The 17,773-nt window shown below is 63.1% G+C and carries 19 protein-coding genes; 13 read left to right on the top strand and 6 right to left on the bottom strand.

Features of this window, described 5'->3' with window-relative positions; genetic code table 11:
* Positions 1-5: 5 nt before the first annotated feature.
* On the bottom strand, positions 6-305 hold the full coding sequence (locus J2W17_RS10470; protein ID WP_307333232.1) for a hypothetical protein: 300 nt from the start codon (positions 303-305) through the stop codon (positions 6-8).
* 156 nt (positions 306-461) lie between these two features.
* On the opposite strand from J2W17_RS10470, the gene J2W17_RS10465 reads away from it, so the two are divergent.
* The 3 genes from J2W17_RS10465 to J2W17_RS10455 all read left to right on the top strand — a co-directional run bounded on the left by J2W17_RS10465 (position 462) and on the right by J2W17_RS10455 (position 1,801).
* Positions 462-941 carry a VOC family protein gene (locus tag J2W17_RS10465; protein ID WP_307333230.1) on the top strand — a complete coding sequence of 160 codons (480 nt, stop codon included), beginning with the start codon at positions 462-464 and terminating at the stop codon, positions 939-941.
* A gap of 74 nt (positions 942-1,015) precedes the next feature.
* Positions 1,016-1,408, top strand: a complete 393-nt coding sequence (locus tag J2W17_RS10460; protein ID WP_307333229.1) for a GFA family protein — start codon at positions 1,016-1,018, stop codon at positions 1,406-1,408.
* Between the two features lie 177 nt (positions 1,409-1,585).
* A complete protein-coding gene (locus J2W17_RS10455) occupies positions 1,586-1,801 on the top strand; it encodes a hypothetical protein (protein WP_307333227.1) in 216 nt (71 codons plus the stop codon).
* Between the two features lie 448 nt (positions 1,802-2,249).
* On the opposite strand, the gene J2W17_RS10450 is transcribed toward J2W17_RS10455, so the two are convergent.
* From J2W17_RS10450 to J2W17_RS10435, 4 genes are all read right to left on the bottom strand, one after another.
* Positions 2,250-3,140, bottom strand: a complete 891-nt coding sequence (locus J2W17_RS10450) for a DUF2950 domain-containing protein (protein ID WP_307333225.1) — start codon at positions 3,138-3,140, stop codon at positions 2,250-2,252.
* 13 nt (positions 3,141-3,153) lie between these two features.
* The gene (locus J2W17_RS10445; protein WP_307333223.1) at positions 3,154-4,755 is read right to left on the bottom strand and encodes a DUF3300 domain-containing protein; all 1,602 of its coding nucleotides are present in this window, start codon (positions 4,753-4,755) and stop codon (positions 3,154-3,156) included.
* A gap of 144 nt (positions 4,756-4,899) precedes the next feature.
* Entirely contained in the window at positions 4,900-5,334 is a 435-nt protein-coding gene (locus J2W17_RS10440; RefSeq protein ID WP_307333221.1) for a GFA family protein, read from the bottom strand.
* Between the two features lie 72 nt (positions 5,335-5,406).
* Positions 5,407-6,348 carry a carbon-nitrogen hydrolase family protein gene (locus J2W17_RS10435; protein WP_307333219.1) on the bottom strand — a complete coding sequence of 314 codons (942 nt, stop codon included), beginning with the start codon at positions 6,346-6,348 and terminating at the stop codon, positions 5,407-5,409.
* 104 nt (positions 6,349-6,452) lie between these two features.
* On the opposite strand from J2W17_RS10435, the gene J2W17_RS10430 reads away from it, so the two are divergent.
* Both J2W17_RS10430 and J2W17_RS10425 read left to right on the top strand, forming a co-directional pair.
* The gene (locus J2W17_RS10430) at positions 6,453-7,136 is read left to right on the top strand and encodes a winged helix-turn-helix transcriptional regulator (RefSeq protein WP_307333218.1); all 684 of its coding nucleotides are present in this window, start codon (positions 6,453-6,455) and stop codon (positions 7,134-7,136) included.
* Between the two features lie 302 nt (positions 7,137-7,438).
* Complete coding sequence (locus J2W17_RS10425; RefSeq protein ID WP_307333217.1) at positions 7,439-8,581, top strand: AraC family transcriptional regulator; 1,143 nt, start codon at positions 7,439-7,441, stop codon at positions 8,579-8,581.
* 160 nt (positions 8,582-8,741) lie between these two features.
* Here the strand turns inward: J2W17_RS10425 and J2W17_RS10420 are convergent, their stop codons facing one another.
* Positions 8,742-9,638 (bottom strand): LysR substrate-binding domain-containing protein, encoded by an 897-nt coding sequence (locus J2W17_RS10420; protein WP_307333216.1) that lies wholly within the window; start codon positions 9,636-9,638, stop codon positions 8,742-8,744.
* A gap of 222 nt (positions 9,639-9,860) precedes the next feature.
* Between J2W17_RS10420 and J2W17_RS10415 the strand changes: the two genes are divergently transcribed.
* The 8 genes from J2W17_RS10415 (at position 9,861) to J2W17_RS10380 (ending at position 17,769) form a co-directional block, all read left to right on the top strand.
* Positions 9,861-10,937: an ABC transporter substrate-binding protein gene (locus tag J2W17_RS10415; RefSeq protein ID WP_307333215.1), complete on the top strand. Its 1,077-nt coding sequence runs from the start codon at positions 9,861-9,863 to the stop codon at positions 10,935-10,937.
* Between the two features lie 69 nt (positions 10,938-11,006).
* Entirely contained in the window at positions 11,007-12,080 is a 1,074-nt protein-coding gene (locus tag J2W17_RS10410) for an ABC transporter ATP-binding protein (RefSeq protein ID WP_307333214.1), read from the top strand.
* Positions 12,067-12,939 carry an ABC transporter permease gene (locus tag J2W17_RS10405; RefSeq protein WP_307333212.1) on the top strand — a complete coding sequence of 291 codons (873 nt, stop codon included), beginning with the start codon at positions 12,067-12,069 and terminating at the stop codon, positions 12,937-12,939. Before J2W17_RS10410 ends, J2W17_RS10405 begins: the two co-directional genes overlap by 14 nt.
* Positions 12,940-12,945: 6 nt before the next feature.
* On the top strand, positions 12,946-13,743 hold the full coding sequence (locus J2W17_RS10400; RefSeq protein ID WP_307333209.1) for an ABC transporter permease: 798 nt from the start codon (positions 12,946-12,948) through the stop codon (positions 13,741-13,743).
* A complete protein-coding gene (locus J2W17_RS10395) occupies positions 13,740-14,882 on the top strand; it encodes an NAD(P)/FAD-dependent oxidoreductase (protein ID WP_307333207.1) in 1,143 nt (380 codons plus the stop codon). Before J2W17_RS10400 ends, J2W17_RS10395 begins: the two co-directional genes overlap by 4 nt.
* The gene (locus J2W17_RS10390) at positions 14,872-15,225 is read left to right on the top strand and encodes a (2Fe-2S)-binding protein (RefSeq protein ID WP_307333205.1); all 354 of its coding nucleotides are present in this window, start codon (positions 14,872-14,874) and stop codon (positions 15,223-15,225) included. The genes J2W17_RS10395 and J2W17_RS10390 overlap by 11 nt, the downstream gene beginning before the upstream one ends.
* Positions 15,222-16,598 carry an FAD/NAD(P)-dependent oxidoreductase gene (locus J2W17_RS10385; RefSeq protein ID WP_307333203.1) on the top strand — a complete coding sequence of 459 codons (1,377 nt, stop codon included), beginning with the start codon at positions 15,222-15,224 and terminating at the stop codon, positions 16,596-16,598. The genes J2W17_RS10390 and J2W17_RS10385 overlap by 4 nt, the downstream gene beginning before the upstream one ends.
* The gene (locus tag J2W17_RS10380) at positions 16,591-17,769 is read left to right on the top strand and encodes an NAD(P)/FAD-dependent oxidoreductase (RefSeq protein ID WP_307333201.1); all 1,179 of its coding nucleotides are present in this window, start codon (positions 16,591-16,593) and stop codon (positions 17,767-17,769) included. Before J2W17_RS10385 ends, J2W17_RS10380 begins: the two co-directional genes overlap by 8 nt.
* The last annotated feature ends 4 nt before the right edge of the window (positions 17,770-17,773 follow it).

Raw genomic sequence — 17,773 nt, 5'->3', positions numbered from 1 at the left:
GGCGATTAATGTCGACACTCCGCCAACACCACTCGGCAGGTATCCGGCGTGCCACCGGATCGGCCGGCATAACGTATGCAGTTATTCAGGGATTTTTTGCGAGCGGTGTTCAAGGTGGAGCCCCAGGCCAGGCCGCCCTCGCCTGAAGTGGGGAGCGCTTTTGCATAGCAGGCATCGCCCAGGCTCGCGGTTGAATAGCGCGCCGTGGCGGCTTTGCCTGCACATCCCGCGGTCAGCGCCAGATTGATGACGAGCAGGGAAGGGAGGACCCAGGACGAGCATTGGCGCGCTGTTGTTCCGGTCATCCCGGTTCCCCTGCATGAAGAGGCTGGAGACGTGTATGGGGTGGTGCCCTATTCAGCTTAGACGGAATTGAGCCTGCCCCCTGGGTCTTTGTAAAGCAGCGCTCGTTGCCTGCGCTGCTAGAATGCATGTCTGAGTTCCAATTCTGGAGAATCAAGATGCTCAGCAAGAATACGATTTGCCTCTGGTACGACGGCACAGCACTGGACGCTGCGACGTTCTATGCCGAAACCTTTCCCGACAGCGCCGTGGGCGCCGTCCACCGCGCGCCCGGCGATTATCCGGCGGGCAAGCAGGGCGATGTGTTGACGGTCGATTTCACGGTGATGGGCATCCCTTGTGTCGGGCTCAACGGGGGCTCGGCGTTCAAGCACAACGAAGCGTTTTCGTTCCAGGTGGCGACCGATGACCAGGCCGAAACCGACCGCTTGTGGAACGCAATTGTCGGCAACGGCGGCCAGGAAAGTGCGTGCGGCTGGTGCAAGGACAAGTGGGGACTGTCGTGGCAGATTTCACCACGGGTGCTGACCAGCGCGGTGACCCACCCTGATCAAGCCGTGGCCAAGCGCGCCTTCGACGCCATGATGACGATGCGCAAGATCGATATCGCTGCGATCGAAGCGGCGGTGAAGGGCTAAATTGCGCCCTCGCTGGGGGGTGGGACAGGTTGGCGCAGGCTTCGCCGACCGCTTGATGCCAGAGGAGACGCAACATGGACCGATTCACCGGCGGTTGCCTGTGCGGCAACGTCCGGATCGAGGCGGCGGGACGTCCCTACCGGGTCGGCCTTTGTCACTGTCTCGATTGCCGCAAGCACCATGGCGCGCTTTTTCACGCGTCGGCGATATTCCCTCGGGATGCGGTGACGATCACCGGCGAGACACGCGACTACGCCGGAAGGTTTTTCTGCCCCCGCTGCGGCTCTTCCGTCTTCGCCCGCACCGGCGACGAAATCGAAGTGAACCTGGGATCCCTGGATGCCCCTGACCAACTGAAGCCCACTTACGAAAGCTGGACCTTGCGTCGCGAGTCCTGGTTGCCAGCGTTTGCGCTCACGAGGCACTACGAGCGGGATCGTGACAACACGGGGCGCTACGAGGAGTAGGGCACAAGAACGGTGGGAAAACCCGTCACCCATGACGGGAAGGGATGCCTTGATCGCCTCCTTTGAACAGGAACTCAAGTCGGTGCCGGTGGGGCCTTGGTTGGCTTTCGGGACTGAAACATTGGCGCAACATTGGCCCCCTATGATTCGCGTCTATCGAAACCAGGGAGGCAACAGATGAATCGGCCATCAAGGAGCATGCGCAAACTGCTCGACTCCATCGCAACCAACAACGAGACCGCCGCGCTTGATGTCATGCGCGCAGCTGAGCAACTGAAGGACGAGCTGTTGCGCCAGCGGTTGCTCAACCTGATTCACCAGCTCAATCAGGATGCCTGCGACTTGCGATTGGCCCGAGACGATATCCAGGGCGGCACCATCAAATTCGCGTGACCGGGCAGGCGCTTTTCTGTAGGAGCGAGCTCGCTCGCGATGGTCTTGAAGGCAACGCGCTTATCCTGGATAAACGCTTCATCGTTAACGCCCATCGCGAGCGAGCTCGCTCCTATATAGACATAAGGGGATCGACAACGTCGTGGCGTGCGATGCACACGTCAAGGAACACCAACGCTAAGCAAACCCGAGGAAAGACAGGATAACCACGACAATCACAACTAATCCGACGATGTAGACGATGTTGTTCATGAAACCCACCTCTCAACCTGAACAGGATTGCGTACGAGGATGTTGCAATTACAAGGTACTGCACCGCTGCGCACAATGCCATTTGGCAAATACAAATAACCTGGTTCTCCCCGCGCGCTGATCCCGCATTCCTCTGGCGCAGCCTTACCCGACATTGTCACGCCTGATGACCGGCCGTAACCTTTCACAGGGCAGGTTAAGGTCCCGTCTGCTCGTCGACCTCGTTCCAACTGCTGTCCGGGTCGAAGCGGCGCATGGACGTCGCCAGTTTGGCGCTGTCCGGACCCAGGTCTTTCTCGAACAACTCGCCCTCGTGGCTGATCATGAAGCTCATCACGCCGCTGTCGCCGTACTTTGCCGGCCAGGCGATCAGGGCGAAGCCGCGGCTCATGTTGTTGCCCAGCTTGTAACTGTAGGCGCCGCCTGGCGCCGAAGGTCCCTGGGCGTCGAGGATACGGTACTGATAGCCATGCCAATCGTCGCCGGGTTTGGCGTCGCCGAACAACGGGCCAAGCGGACTCTCTTCCATCCCGGACTCCTCGGCCCAGTACAGGCCATCCTGCTTGCCATTGCTGCTGATGAACTTTTGCGCGTACTCGAGCACGCCGTCGCCGTCGCGGTCGGCCGTGGCGTAGTCCATCTGGGCATCGTAATAGGCCAACGCCGATTGCACGGTGGCCAGTTCGTTGCGACCAATGCGTCGCTCGCGGATCTCCTCGCCACCGGCCTTGGCGTTGAAGGCCCACCCTGCCTTGCCCTGGATGATCGGCAGCGGCAAGGTCCAGGGGTCGTTGCCGACCACCAGATGCGCCCGGCCTTGCCCGTCGGGTTGGGTGCCGTGTTTTTCCTTGTAGCGGGCGAGGAAGGCATCGACATCGTCGCGGTCGATGCCTTCGAGCGGTATATAGGAGCGCCAGTCGGGACCGAGCAAGGCCGCGAGGCGCGCGGGATCGGCCTGCCGGGTGCCGAGCGCGGCGACCAGGGCCTCTGCGGCCGCATCCGGACTGGGAAAGGCCTGCTGCGCACGCGCGTCCAGGGCCAGGATCGCCAGCAGCGTAAGCGGGAAAATACGCAAAGCAGCCTTCATGGCGAGTCTCCTGTCAGCGCCGATTGCCGCCACCCCGGGACGGTGCCCGGGCCGGCCGTTGTACAGTATGACCACTGGCGCGTTCCGCGCGCGGCCGACTGGCGGAAACGTGACTGGCCTGGCCGCGGCTGGCTTGCAGTCGCGACTGCGAAGGGTTGCTGGCGCCGGCAAAGGCATTGTTGCGCGGCCCCTGTGTACTGGCCTGCTGCTGACGTGCTTGCTGGCGGACCTTTGGATTGTCTGGCGTGCCCTGGCGCTGCTGCGCACCGGCCTGAGTCCTCTGCCGCGCCTGGACACTGGCTTGCGCCTGCTCGCGCTTCTGCTCATTGGCCTGGTTATTTTGGCGCGCCTGTACATTGGCTTGCGCCTGCTCGCGTTTCTGCGCGTTCGCCTGGGTAGTCTGGCGCGTCTGCGCACTGGCTTGCGCGCGTTCGCGCAGCTGCGGTTGTTTGTCCAGATCGCGGCTCGCCGCCTGGGCCCGCTCCCGCGCCTGGCGATTGCTGGTGGCCGCAGGTTCGATGCCGCGTTGCGCCAGTGCCTGGCTGGCGCGCTCGCGCTCGGAGGTGCGCACCGGATCGCGGCCGCGGAACGCGTCGCGCTGCTCGCTGCCGGCCAAGCGCCGGCTATTCTGTTCGCGGTTGGCGCGATCGCGGTAGGGCACGCCGTCGCGGTTGATCGAGTTGTGGCTCCAGTTGTTCTGGTTGGCATTGAGCTGGCGGTTGGTGTTGATGTTGTTGTAGCGGTTGACGTCGATATCGATGTCGCCGCGGCCCCAGTCGCAGTCGCCCCAGAGCGAATCGACGATGGCCACGCCTGCGCCGAAGGCCAGGCCGGTGGCGAGCGCGGTGCCGAGGTAGTAACCCGGCGGCGGTGGGTAGTACGCCGGCGGGGCGGACGGATAGGCCCAGGTGCCATAGACCACGCTTGGGTTGTAGCTCGGCACGTAAATGGTCTGCGGCTGGGCCGGCTCGATGATGATGGTCTGGGTGGCGGCAGGCTGCTGCACCACCACCGTCGAACTGGTCGTTGCAGGTGCAGGTGCAGGTGCCGCCGCGGGCGCGGCCGGCTGCACGGTGACGCGCTGTTGCGCGTTGGATTCGAGGTGGCCGGCGGCTTGCGCCTGGCGGCGCAGGCGTTGCACCGAATCCATCACGGCGTCGGGCTGCGCAAGGAAGGCGTCGCCCACACGCTGCACCCAGGCCGGATCCTGGCCCAGGATCACCAGCGCTGCCGGGAAGGCGACCAACGATTGCACACTCGGATCCCAGGGTTCATTTGCCACTTGACGCACGGCGGCGTCACCGCTGCTGTCCGGATGCGCCTTGGACCAGGCTACCGCGTCGGCGACGTCACCCGGATAGGTTGCCGCCATCAGGACCTGGGCCAGTAACGAATCCGGATACAGGGCCAGCGGCGCCAGCATCTGGTCGAGTTCCTCCGTCGTGAAGACCGTCTCGGCCGGTGCAGTCGGTGCGGGTGCGGGCGCAGCACCCGCGGCATCGGCCTCGGGGGCGGCGGCCAACACCGGCGTCATCAAGAACCCGTCCTCATTCGAACCGCCGGACAAGCACAGCACGGCGAGCAGAATTGCGCTCAAGCAATGGCAAACACGCATGACGCTTCTCCCGGGGGAAGAAAAAGCGGAACGGGTCGCAGCGACGACCGTCGGCGGGGCTGGATGCTGTAGATCATAGCCGGGCGCAGGGCGGGCGTAGTAAATATCGGATGGATCACTGACCGCCCGCCGGCCAACCTTGCGTTATTCGTCCAGGCTGATGCCCGATCCCCCCAGTTCCTTGGGGACATCCTTCAGCTTGGGCAAGCCATCCTTGATGCGCAGCACGGTCTCCTGATAGTGCACGTGAACGCCTGGCGAGTACGCGAGTTCCGGGATGAGCGCCGCATACACATCGATCAGCCCCATCCCCGGGTGATCGGTGAAGAGGTGTCCGCCGCACGTCTTGCACCACTTGCGGTAACTCTGCGCTGTCTTGTTGTAGGTGCCGATGTTGTCGGCACCCCGAGTCACATGCACCGCCTCGGGTTTCCACAGGGTGAAGGCATTGACCGGCCCTGCCGACCAGTGCCGACAGGATTCGCAGTGGCAATAGCCCATTGCGGCGGGCTCGCCGCTGACGGTGAATTCGACTGCGCCGCAAAAACAACTGCCCTTGTAAGATCGTTCATCGTTCATGACCTGACTCCTTGTTCAATGGTTAGGCGATACCGCCGCACAGGGCATGGATCGCCAAAACCGTGCCTGACTTCACTCATCTATATAGCGCACCGCTGTCGCCGGCGTGCGCCGTACCTGCAGTTCGAAAATATCCGGGCGCGCGTAGTGCCCGGTGACATCGAGCGCCCGCCGTGCCGGTGCCACGAGTGCGACGTCGATGTCCGCATACAGAATGCCGGCCTCGCGGTGCAACGGACCGGCCACGACCCGGCCTTGCGGACTGACCACCACCGAGTCGCCGTCGTTGATCCATTCGTCCGGATCGGCAAACAGGTGCGCACGGGCCGGAAAGTCGTCGGGGATGTCGCTGCCGCGCAACACCGTGCCACTGCCGAGCACCCAGCAGCGGCCTTCCAGCGCAATGTGGCGCATCGTGCTGATCCAGCCGTCGCCCGTGTCGTAGGTGGGAGCGACGTAGATCTCCACCCCTTGGGCATACAGGGAATAGCGGGCCAGCGGCATGTAGTTTTCCCAGCAGATGAGCGTACCCACGCGACCGACCGGCGTATCGACCGTGCGCAACCCGGACGCATCACCGAAGCCATGCACCATGCGTTCGGGATTGGTTGGCATCAGCTTGCGGTGGCGGTTGAGCACTTCGCCGTCGGGGCCGATTACGACTACGCTGTTGTAGAGCGTACCGCCGCCATTGCGCCGGTCGCATTCATCTATGCCGCACACGATCGTCACGGCGTGAACGCTGGCGGCCTCGCACAATGGGCTGAGGTCACCGTTGGCAATATCGACGGCGTTGGCCAGCAGCCGCGTGTGCAACTGGCCGATGACAGCCCCGTCCTTTCCCGCTGCCAGCCGCCAGATCCATGACGGGTAACCCGGAATGAAGGATTCGGGCAAAACGATCAGCGAGGCGCCTGCAGTCGCGGCCTCGGCGACCGATTGCACGGCCCGGGCGATTGTGGCGCTGCGATCGAGCAGCACGGGCGGGCGCTGAATGATGGCGACCTTGGTCATGGCGTTCTCCTTTGGCGATTGGCTTTGGAAGGCTTCAGCGTGCGCGTGGTGAAGCTGCGGGGCTAGTTCAGAATCTGAAGCGTTGCAGTTGTGGAGTCCCGGCGATGGAAGAAAGCTACGGTCAGTTCTGCACGGTCGCGCGCGGTGCCGAAGCCCTGTGCGAGCGCTGGACCCCTCTGGTCGTGCGCGAGTTGCTGTGCGGCAGCAAGCGCTTCAATGAACTGCACCGCGGCGTACCCCGGATGTCCACCGGCCTGTTGGCCCAGCGGCTGCGTCACCTGGAAGATATCGGTGTGGTGCGTCGCACGGCCGTCGGCAAAGTCTGGGAGTACAGCCTGACCGAGGCGGGCGAGCAATTGCGCCCCATCATCATGGCGCTGGGGCACTGGGGCGCGCGCTGGATTGGCAGTCGCCTTCGCGATGACGAACTCGACGCGGGGCTGCTGATGTGGGACGTGCGCCGGTTCGTGCGCATCGAGACGTTCCCGCCTCGGCCGGTGGTCATCCATTTCAAGTTCCACGATGCGCGGCCCGGCGAGCAAGCGTGGTGGCTCGTGGTCGAAGAGGGTGTGGCAGACCTTTGCCGCGACGACCCCGGCCGCGAACTGACGCTGGTCGTGGCTTCCAGCGTGCGCGCGTTGACCGAGGTGTGGACCGGCGACCGCACACCGCAAGAGGTACTGAAGTCGAAAGAGCTGCGGGTCGACGGCGCGGCGCAGGATGCGCAAAACCTGTGGCGCTGGCTGGGTACGAGCGCGTTCGCCGGGACCCGCAGCGCTGCGCGCTAGCAGGATGAGCAGTTTTTTCTGTAGGAGCGAGCTCGCTCGCGATGGTCAAGGGCAATGCGTTTATTCAGAATAAACGCGTTTTCGTTAACGTCCATCGCGAGCAGGCTCGCTCCCACAAAAGGCCCTCTGGCTCTACGATGGGGCTATTTTTGGCGCTATCAGGATTTCGGGACTACGCTGGCCTTGGGGTGTGTTTTTTGCATGCATAACCACCCTGTAATGAATGGCCATTAGGATGAATTTCAGAGCAAATTCAATGGCTCGCAAAGGGATGCGTGGTTTAACAGGTTTTTGAGGTCGTCATGTATAGAGTGGGTACCGGCTATACCAGTGTGTTAGTGAATACGCTCGCGGCCGAAGGTTTGGATGTGATCAATTTATCCCGGGAAGCCGGGCTGGATCTGACGATTCTGGGTCAGCAGCAAGCCTTCTACGAACGAAGTGTCATTTACCGTCTTTGGGAGTTGGCAGCGCAGGCGTCTGGTGACGCGAATATTGGACTGAAAGCCTACGGGCAGGTACATCCGGGTAACTTCCAGATTGTTGGATACACGATGATGTCCAGCTTGAACCTGAAGCGGGCGCTTGAACGCCTTGTGCGTTTCAGCCCATTGATCAGCTCTGGCCTCAGCCTGTTTTTGGGTGAGGAAGGACACAATTATCGATTGGCCGGCTTCGATCACCAAGGCGACTCGGTCAAGCCACGGCAGTACACCGATGCCGGAATCGCTTCGCTGCTGGGATTGTGCCGTTGGCTGTCCGGCGGCAAATCGCTGCAACCGTTACGTGTGGAATTCACCTACCCCGAACCTGAAGACATCAGCGAGCATGAGCGGCTGTTTGGCTGTGAGCTGCGTTTTGGCGCCGCCTATGACAGCATCCTGTTCGACGGCCAGGCGCTTCTGCGTCCGTTGAGCATGGCCAATGAGGCGTTGGCTGTACTCCATGAGAGTTTTGCCGAGGCTCGGATGGACTTGTTGTACGGTTTCACCACCGTATGCAGGATTCGTGCATTGATCACCGAGCGCCTGAGTCAGGGGCAAGGGCAGTGTGATATGGAATCGATAGCTACCGTGCTCAACATCAGCAAACGAACGTTGCAACGAGCACTTGAGAAGGAAGGTGCCCAGTTCAAGGACGTGCTGAATGATGTGCGTCGCCAGTTGGCCGATTTCTACCTGCGCCATTCCCATTTCAATATGAAGCACGTGACTCACCTGCTCGGGTTCCACGACCACAGCAGTTTCCACAAGGCCTGCATCCGCTGGTTCAGCATGACGCCCGGTCAGTATCGAGCCGATGAACCCTTGCCAGCGATACAGCAAAACAAGCTCCGTCTGGTCAGCCAGTCGTTAGTGGCTCAAAAGCGGACACCCTTGGGCGTTCAGCCCGGACTGATGCAAGCCGTACCGGTCAGGCGCGGTGGCATGGCCCTTGGGATGTAACCCGGGGTCACTCCCGTAACGGACAATAATTGACTTTTGACCACCGGTACCCTGCACAAGAATGGGCACGCGCTTGGCTATTCTTGAACACACGACCCGCGAGGACCATTGTGCAGGACCGGTGCATGAGAGCCAGACGTTGCTTCTGTTTGGTGCACCGTTAAACAGTGTCTACCGCGTCCTGGTAATACACCTTCAACGTATCGACAAATTCCTCGGCCAGTCGCGTCCGCGTGGGTGCGCTCGGCCAGATCACGTAGGTCGGCAGCAGGATGCCAGGCCTGAACGGTCTGATCACGATGTCCCGATGCCGATAGTCCTTGGCCACCAACGGGTGGGCGAGGGTGATGCCCATGCCGAGCGCGACCATTTCGCAGTTGATCGCACTGTACTGCGCTTCGACGGCCATCAGCCGCTCGACGCCTGCCTGTTCGAACAAACCATCGACCAATGCCCGTGTGCCATCGCCATGACAGAGTGAAATGAACGGTTGCCCTTCGAGATCGCTAAAGGTTATCTGCGCGCGTTCAGCCAGCGGGTGTGAGCGCGGCAATACGCACACGGCCGCTATCTCGGCGAGCAACTCGACCTGCTGGCTATTGACGTCGCCGGGGTGCACCACGATGCCGATGTCGCAGAATTGCGATTTGACCCATTGCTCCACGGTGGGCGAGGAGTTCACGTGCAGCGACACCGTGAGTTCCGGGCGGGTTTCGGTGAAGTGCTTGATCACGCCTGGCAGCACGCTCATGCCCGTCGAGGGCACGGCTGCCACCCGCAAGCGGCCGGTGCCCAGGTTGCGGATGTTCTTCGCCGAATGTTTGAGGCTGTCGAGGCCGACATAGGCGCGTTCCACTTCATGGAAAAACGCCTGGCCCTCCTGGGTCGGAATCAGCCGCACGCCTGCGCGCTTGAACAGGGTCAGCCCGGTGCTCAGTTCCAACTGGGCTATCAACCGACTGACGTTGGGCTGCGAGGTGTACAGCACCTCTGCCGCGGCAGTCATGGAGCCCAAGCGCATGACACTGCGGAATGCTTCTATCTGCCTGAGGTTCATGCCCACCTTCCATATCAAATATGAATAACTGACCCGAATATTGTGATTTGACCCTATGGATAGTGCCTCGCAATACTCCAGACCAGCAACCCATAGCGCACATGAAGATGCGCCATCCCGTGATGTATTCGCCGGGAACATGCAGCGCGCTGCATGGCTTCGATTGACGCCGAAGCAACTGACGCATTGTTCGATCTGCCCCACGCACTTCGGAGATAGTCTGTGAATAATCATAAATCGACCTTGATGACACCGTCATTTCGCCCCCTGACCCGCATTGCCGCTGCTGTCGCTGTCGCCCTCCTCGGACTGGGCAGTGGCGCCGCCTGCGCCGAGCCAACGCTGTATGTCGCCGGTGTCGGCGGTTCCACCGAGCAGATGTACAAGACCAAGGTCATCCCCGCGTTCGAGAAACAGCACAATGTCAAGGTGGTGTACGTCGCCGGCAACTCCACCGAGACCCTGGCCAAGCTGCAGGCGCAGAAGGGACGTCAGCAGATCAACGTCGCGATGATGGATGACGGGCCGATGTACCAGGCACTGCAACTGGGCCTGTGTGAAAAACTCAGCGACGCACCGGTCTACAAGGACCTTTATCCGCTGGCGCGGCTCAGCCCTGAAGCGACCGGGGTCGGGGTGGTCGCCACGGGCATCGGCTACAACGAAGAAGCGTTCAAGAAGCGCGGCTGGGCGGCGCCGGACTCCTGGGAAAACCTCACCGATCCGCGCTACAAGCAATTGCTGGGCATGCCGCCGGTGACCAACACTTACGGCTTGCACACCCTGGTGGAAATGGCCCGTCTGCGCGGCGGTGGCGAAAAGAATATCGACCCGGGCTTCAAGGCGCTGAAAGACGAAATCGGCCCCAACGTCCTGGCCTGGGTCTCGGCGCCGGGCGAGATGGACGGCATGATGCAGAACGGCGACGTGGTCATGGCGGTGTATGGCAGCGGTCGTGCCGTGGCGTTGCAGGGCACCGGTTTTCCACTCAAGTTCATCTACCCCAAAGAGGGCGGCATCGCCTTGCAGATCGCCGCCTGCGGCATCACCCCCAACGCGCAGCCGGAGCTGTCGCAGCAATTCATCCAGTACGTATTGTCGCCTGAAGTGCAGATGATCCAGGCCAGGGAAAACGGCTTCGCCCCGGTCAACCAGACCGTCAAACTCACGCCGGACATCGCCGCGCGCATGCCCTACGGCCCGGAGAAGGTCAACGCATTGATCAAGGTCGACTGGGACACGATCAACCAGCAGCGCAGCGAGTGGACGACGCGCTGGAACCGCACGGTAGAACGCTAGCCGCGCAGTGGCTCCGATCCTTCCCGACCTCATTCTGGAGACGCAGGCCCGCGCCTGCGTGGCAAGCCAATGGCATTTCTCACCCTTGAAGGCATCGTCAAGACCTATGGCAGTTTCAGGGCCATCGACGGTCTGAACCTGGAAGTCCGCCACGGCGAATTCATCGCCCTGCTCGGACCTTCCGGCTGCGGCAAGACCACCACCCTGCAGTCCATCGCCGGTTTCGTGCAGCCCACCGAAGGCCGCATCGTGCTCGATGGCCGCGACATCACCCATGTGCGCCCCGAGCAGCGGGGCCTGGGCATCGTCTTTCAAAGCTATGCGTTGTTCCCGCACATGACCGTGGCGCAGAACATCAGTTTCGGCCTGGAGATGCGTGGCGTGCCCAAGGCCGAACGCAGCAAGCGCATCGATGAAGCGCTGGATCTGGTGCGCCTCGGCGGCCTCGGCGAACGTTATCCGAAAGCGCTGTCCGGCGGGCAGCGGCAACGGGTCGCCATCGCCCGGGCCCTGGCCATTCGGCCGAACCTGTTGCTGCTCGACGAGCCGATGTCCAACCTCGACGCCAAGCTGCGCGAAGAGATGCACATCGAGTTGCGCGCGATCCAGCGCGACCTGGGCATCACCACGATCCTGGTGACCCACGACCAGGTCGAGGCCATGACCATGAGCGACCGCATCGCGGTGATGCAAAAAGGCCGGATCGTGCAGATCGACACGCCCTACGAAGCCTACGAACGTCCGCACTCACCCTTTGCCTCGGCGTTCCTGGGCAAGACCAACGCCTTCGCCGGCGCGGTGCAAACCCGCAATGCCCGGTGCTGCCATGTGCAGGTCAAGGACACGATGTTGCACGTGCCCCACGAAGATCGCTCCCTGGGCAACGAGGTCAACGTCTATATCCGCCCGGAAAAAATCCGTCTGGCGCAGGCGGGCATGGGGCGGTTGCACGGGCGCATCCGCTTGCGCGTGTTCCTCGGCAACCTGTGGTTGATCGCGGTGGAAACGAGCTTCGGGGTGGTGCACATGACCCAGCCCAATCTGGGCACGCCACCGCCTGATGAAAACAGTGAAGTCGGGTTGGACTGGTCCGACGACGACCTGCGCCTGCTGGATCGGGAGGTCGCCCATGGCCAGGTATGATGCCGAACACGTCGGCGCCGCGCCGTGGTTGCTCAGCGGACCGGCGTTGCTGGTGTTCGTCGCGCTGTTGCTGGTGCCGCTGCTGTTGACCGCGGTGCTGTCGCTCAACCTGTTCAGCGACACCGAAGGCGTGGTGCCGGTCTACAGCCTCGGCAATTACCTGGAGGTGTTCAAAGACGGCTACTTCCACGAAATCTTCTTGCGCACCGGCGGTATGGCGCTGGCGGTCACGGTGCTCTGCGTGCTGCTCGGGGTGCCGGAAACCATCATCATTGCGCGCATGGCGCCGCGTTGGCGGTCGTTGTTTCTGCTGGTGGTGCTGGGGCCGCTGCTGATCTCGGTGGTGGTGCGCACGCTCGGTTGGGCGATCCTGCTGGGCAACAACGGCCTGATCAACGATGCCTTGCAGGCGTTGGGGATCACCGAGCAGCCGGTGAAGATGCTGTTCACCCAAGTCGGGGTGATCATCACCCTGACCCATGTGCTGGTGCCGTTCATGGTGATTGCCGTGTGGGCCACCTTGCAGCGCCTGGACCTGCAAGTGGAATGGGCCGGGCTGTCCCTCGGCGCGTCGCGGCTGACGGTGTTCCGCCGCATCATCCTGCCGCAGATCATGCCCGGCATTCTTTCAGGCTCGATCATCGTCTTCGCCCTGGCGGCGTCAGCCTTCGCCACCCCTGCGATCATTGGTGGCCGACGTCTGAAAGTGGTGGCAACGGCGGCCTACGACGAATTCCTCGGCACCCTCAACTGGCCCCTCGGTGCCGCCATCGCGATGCTCCTGCTGGCCGCCAACCTGATCATCATCCTGGGTTGCAGCAAGCTGGCCGAGCGCCGCTTCAAGCAAGTCTTCGAGTAAGCCGCCATGCACAAGAACGGATTTTTCTCTCTGCTGTTCCATTTGCTGTTCATCACTTTTATCGTCGCGCCGCTGCTGGTGGTGATGGCGATGGCGTTTACCGACAAGGGCTACCTGTCGCTGCCCACCGATGGCTTGTCGTTGCGCTGGTTCCGGGCGCTGCTGGAGAACCAGGAGATGCTCGACGCATTTTTCCTGTCGCTCAAGCTGGGCCTGGTTTCGGCCACCGTCGCCACGTTACTGGCGGTTCCGGCGGCCCTGGCGATCAGCCGTTACGAGTTTCCGGGGCGCGGCACCCTGACCGGTTTCCTGCTGTCGCCGCTGATGATTCCCTCCGTGGTGCTGGGCATTGCGTTCCTGCGGTTTTTCTCCATGGCGCAGATTGGCGGTTCTTTCTGGGCCCTGAGCATCACCCATGTGATCGTGGTACTGCCCTATGCCTTGCGCCTGACACTGGCCTCGACCATCGGCTTGGAGCGCGACATCGAACAGGCCGCCTTGTCCCTGGGGGCGCGGCGCTGGACGGCGTTTCACCGGGTGGTCCTGCCGCGCATTCGCACCGGCGTGATCGGCGGCTGGATGCTGGCCTTCATCCAGAGCTTCGACGAGCTGACCATGACCGTGTTCGTCGCCACGCCCGGTACCACGACCTTGCCGGTGGCCATGTACAACCAGATTTCCCAGACCATCGATCCGTTGATCACCGCCGTCTCCACGGTGCTGATCGTCGGCACCCTGGTGTTGATGCTGGTGCTGGACCGCATGGTCGGGCTGGATCGGGTACTGATCGGAGAAGGCAAATGAGCCAGGACAGACTCAACGTCGTGCAGGCGGACGTGATCGTGGTCGGCGGCGGGCTGGTGGGGACGGCGGTAGCCTATGGCCTGGCCCGCAGCGGTATCGACACCGTGGTCCTGGATCAGGGCGACGATGCGTTTCGTGCGTCCCGGGGCAATTTCGGCCTGGTCTGGGTCCAGGGCAAAGGCCATGACATGCCGGACTACGCGCGCTGGACCCGGTCTTCGGCGAGTCGCTGGCCGGCGTTCGCGCAAACGCTGATGGCCGACAGCGGGGTCGACGTGCAGCTCAAGCAGCCGGGTGGTTTTCACCCATGCTTCAGCGACGAAGAGTTGCTGGAGCGCCAGGCGCGATTGCAGACCTTGCAGGATGCCCTGGGCGATTACCCGTACGAGATGCTGGACGCCGCCGAAGTGAAAGCGCGGTTGCCGCTGATCGGACCTAAAGTGATCGGCGCCAGTTACACGTCGCAGGACGGCCACGTCAATCCATTGAAACTGCTGCGGGCCTTGCACACTTCGGCGCAGGCCAAGGGCGCGCAAATGCATGGCGGCGTGCAGGTCGATCGCATCGACTGCGCCCCCGGCGAGTTTCGGGTCAAGGCCGGGCAGCGCAGCTTCGTCGCGCCCCGCATCGTCCTGGCCGCCGGCCTGGGCAACGCGGCGCTGGCGCGTCAAGTGGGCCTGTATGCACCGGTGGCGCCCAATCGCGGGCAGGTGCTGATCAGCGAACGGCTGCGGCCCTTTCTCGAGTACCCGACCCTCAATGTCCGCCAGACCGACGAAGGCACCGTGCAGTTGGGCGATTCGATGGAGGAGGTGGGCTTCGATGACGGCACCTCGACCGAGGTCCTGGCCGCCATCGCCAGACGCGGCGTGGCGACCTTTCCCTTGCTGCGCGATGTGCGGCTGGTGCGGGCCTGGGGCGCATTGCGGGTGCTGAGCCCGGACGGATTTCCCATCTACCAGCAGTCCAGCGCGCACCCGGGCGCCTTCGTGGTCACCTGCCACAGCGGCGTGACCCTGGCCGCCGCCCATGCCTTGCGCATCGCGCCGTGGATCATGGGCGGGGCGCGACCCGCGGAGCTGGCGGTGTTTTCCGGTGATCGTTTTCTAACTGACAAGGTGTTTTCACATGCGCACTGATCCGCTGTTTCAACCGGTCATGAGTGAGGTCAGGGCGACGCGGACGGTGAGCCTGACCTTCAACGATCAACCGCTGAATGTGCCCGCCGGCATCAGCGTCGCGGCGGCCTTGCTGATGTCCGGCATCAGCCGCTTTCGCGCCACGCCGGTCAGCGAGTCGCCCCGGGCGCCGTACTGCATGATGGGCGTGTGCTTCGAATGCCTGGTGGAGATCGACGGTGTTCCCAACCGCCAGAGCTGCCTGATCGAAGCGGTTGACGGCATGCGTATCCGTTCCCAGGAAGGGGCTCGGGATTTGATCTATCAACCGCTGAATGTCCAGGCCGTGGAGGTGCAGTCATGAACCGTGAAAGCGTGGAGGTGGTGGTGATTGGCGCCGGCGCGGCCGGCATGGCGGCCGCGACGCGGATGGCCGGGCTGGGCTTGCAGGTGGTGTTGCTGGATGAGCAGGGCAGCCCGGGTGGCCAGATTTACCGGGGCATCACCCTGGCGCCGCTGTCCCGCCGGGACCTGCTGGGGCCGGATTACGCCCACGGCAATCAGCTGGCCCAGGCCCTGGCCTCCTCGAGCGTGCGTTATGAAAAAGGCGCGTCGGTGTGGCAAGTGACCCGGGAGCATCAGGTCAGCTACCTGCGCGAAGGTCGGCTGTATACCCTGGACGCCAAGGCCGTGCTGCTGGCGACCGGCGCCATGGAGCGGCCGTTTCCGATAACCGGCTGGACCCTGCCCGGGGTGATGAGCGCCGGCGCTGCGCAGATCCTGCTGAAAAGCGCTGGCCTGGCACCGAGCGAACCGGTGGTCCTGGTCGGTTGTGGCCCTCTGCTGTATCTGCTCGGCTGGCAGTACCTGCGGGCCGGCGTGACGATCAAGGCCCTGGTCGACACCACGCGGCCCGAAGACTACTGGCGTGCTCGCCGCCACCTGTTTGCCGCTTTGCGCGCCTGGCCCTATCTGCGCAAGGGGCTGGAATTGATGCGCAGCCTGCGCAGTGCCGGGATCGCTCACTACACGGGAGCCGAGCAACTGGCAGTCGAGGGCGGCGAGGCGGCCCAGGCCCTGACCTTCAGCGCGTCCGGCAAGGCGCAGCGCATCGACACCCGCTGCGTGCTGCTGCACCAGGGGGTGGTGCCGAATATCCAGTTCAGCCAGGCGTTGCGCGCGCGGCATGAATGGGACCTGGATCAGCTGTGTTTCCGGCCCGTCACCGATGCCTGGGGCGAACTGGATGTGCCGGATGTCTTCGTTGCCGGCGACGGTGCCGGCATCGGTGGCGCCCAGGCAGCGGCAGTGCAGGGCCAACTGGCGGCGCTGGGGATTGCCGCCCGACTCAAGAGCATCGGCACTGCGGAACGTGATGACCAGGCGCGACCGTTGCGCGTGCAACTGGAGGCCAACCTGCGGATCCGGCCGTTTCTCGATGCGCTGTATCAACCCAAAGAACAAAACCGTATTCCGGCCGATGAAGTGATGGTCTGCCGCTGCGAAGAAGTGACGGCGGGTGAATTGCGCAGCTTTGTCGCCCTGGGGTGCGCTGGCCCGAACCAGGCCAAGTCATTCGGGCGTTGTGGCATGGGGCCCTGCCAGGGGCGTATGTGCGGCCTGACCGTGACCGAAATCATCGCCAAGGCCCGCGGCGTATCGGCGGCCGAGGTGGGTTATTACCGCATTCGTCCGCCGATCAAGCCCATCACCCTGGGAGAACTGGCCGGTGAGTGAGTCGAGCAACCGCCAGGCCGACGTGTTGGTGATCGGCGGCGGCATCCATGGCCTGAGCACCGCGTTGTACCTGGCGCAGGCCGGGGTCAAGGTGACCGTACTGGAAGCGGAGTATTGCGGACGCCATGCCTCCGGCGTCAATGCCGGTGGCGTGCGCACCCTGGGCCGTCACGTGGCGGAAATTCCCTTGGCGCTGTCATCGCGTGATCTGTGGCATGAGCTGAAACATACCCTGGGCGACGACGGCGGTTTTGTCCCCAGCGGTCAACTCAAACTGGCGGAGAGCCAGGCCGATCTGGAGGAATGCCGGTTGCGGATCGAGCAGCTGCAGGCGCTGGGTTTCTGCCATGAAGTGTTGGTCGATCAACAACAGGTGTTCGACACTGTGCCGACCGTGTCACGGCACGTGACGGGCGGCATCTGGGTCAAGGACGATGGATACGCGGTGCCTTTCAAGACGGTCACTGCGTTCCGCCTGGCCGCGCAGAAACGCGGGGTGCGGATTCACGAAAACACCCCGGCGCAACGGATCGAACAGACAGGTACCCGGTGGCGGGTGAGCACCCCCGCAGGCCATTTCAGCGCCGAGCACCTGGTGGTGACGGCGGGCGCCTGGGCCGGAGGACTGGCGGCGCAGATCGGCGAGCCGGTACCCGTGCATCCAGAAGGCCTGATGCTGATGGTCACCCATCGTGTCGCGCCGTTCTGTGTTCCGGTGCTGGGTGCCACTTCACGCGCACTGTCGTTCAAGCAGTTCAGCAATGGTACGGTAGTGATCGGCGGCAAGCTGGTCGGCTCGCTGGATTTTCTCGCGCGCCATGGCGAGGTCGAGATGGAGCGCCTGGGCAGCAGCGCGCGCACGGTCACCGACTTGTTTCCGCATTTGCGGCATTTGGGCGTCAACCGCGTCTGGGCCGGGGTCGAAGCCTTCACCGCCGATGACCTGCCGGTGATAGGCGCCAGTCGCAAGGCCAGTAACCTGAGTTATTCATTCGGGTTTTGCGGCAGCGGCTTTCAGATGGGCCCCGGCACGGGTAAACGCCTGGCCCAACTCATTCTTGGCGAACACTCGGACATTTCACTGGAACCGTTCGCCATCGACCGTTTCAACCGGGCGGCCAGCGCGCCGCCGGGAGCTTTTCAATCCGCTTCAACCATCGCACACCCTTAAGGAG

Origin of the sequence: Pseudomonas lini (assembly GCF_030812475.1) — a bacterium.
Taxonomy (GTDB): domain Bacteria; phylum Pseudomonadota; class Gammaproteobacteria; order Pseudomonadales; family Pseudomonadaceae; genus Aquipseudomonas; species Aquipseudomonas lini_A.
The sequence above is the reverse complement of the archived record's forward strand: the minus strand, read 5'-3'. Positions and strand labels throughout refer to the sequence as shown.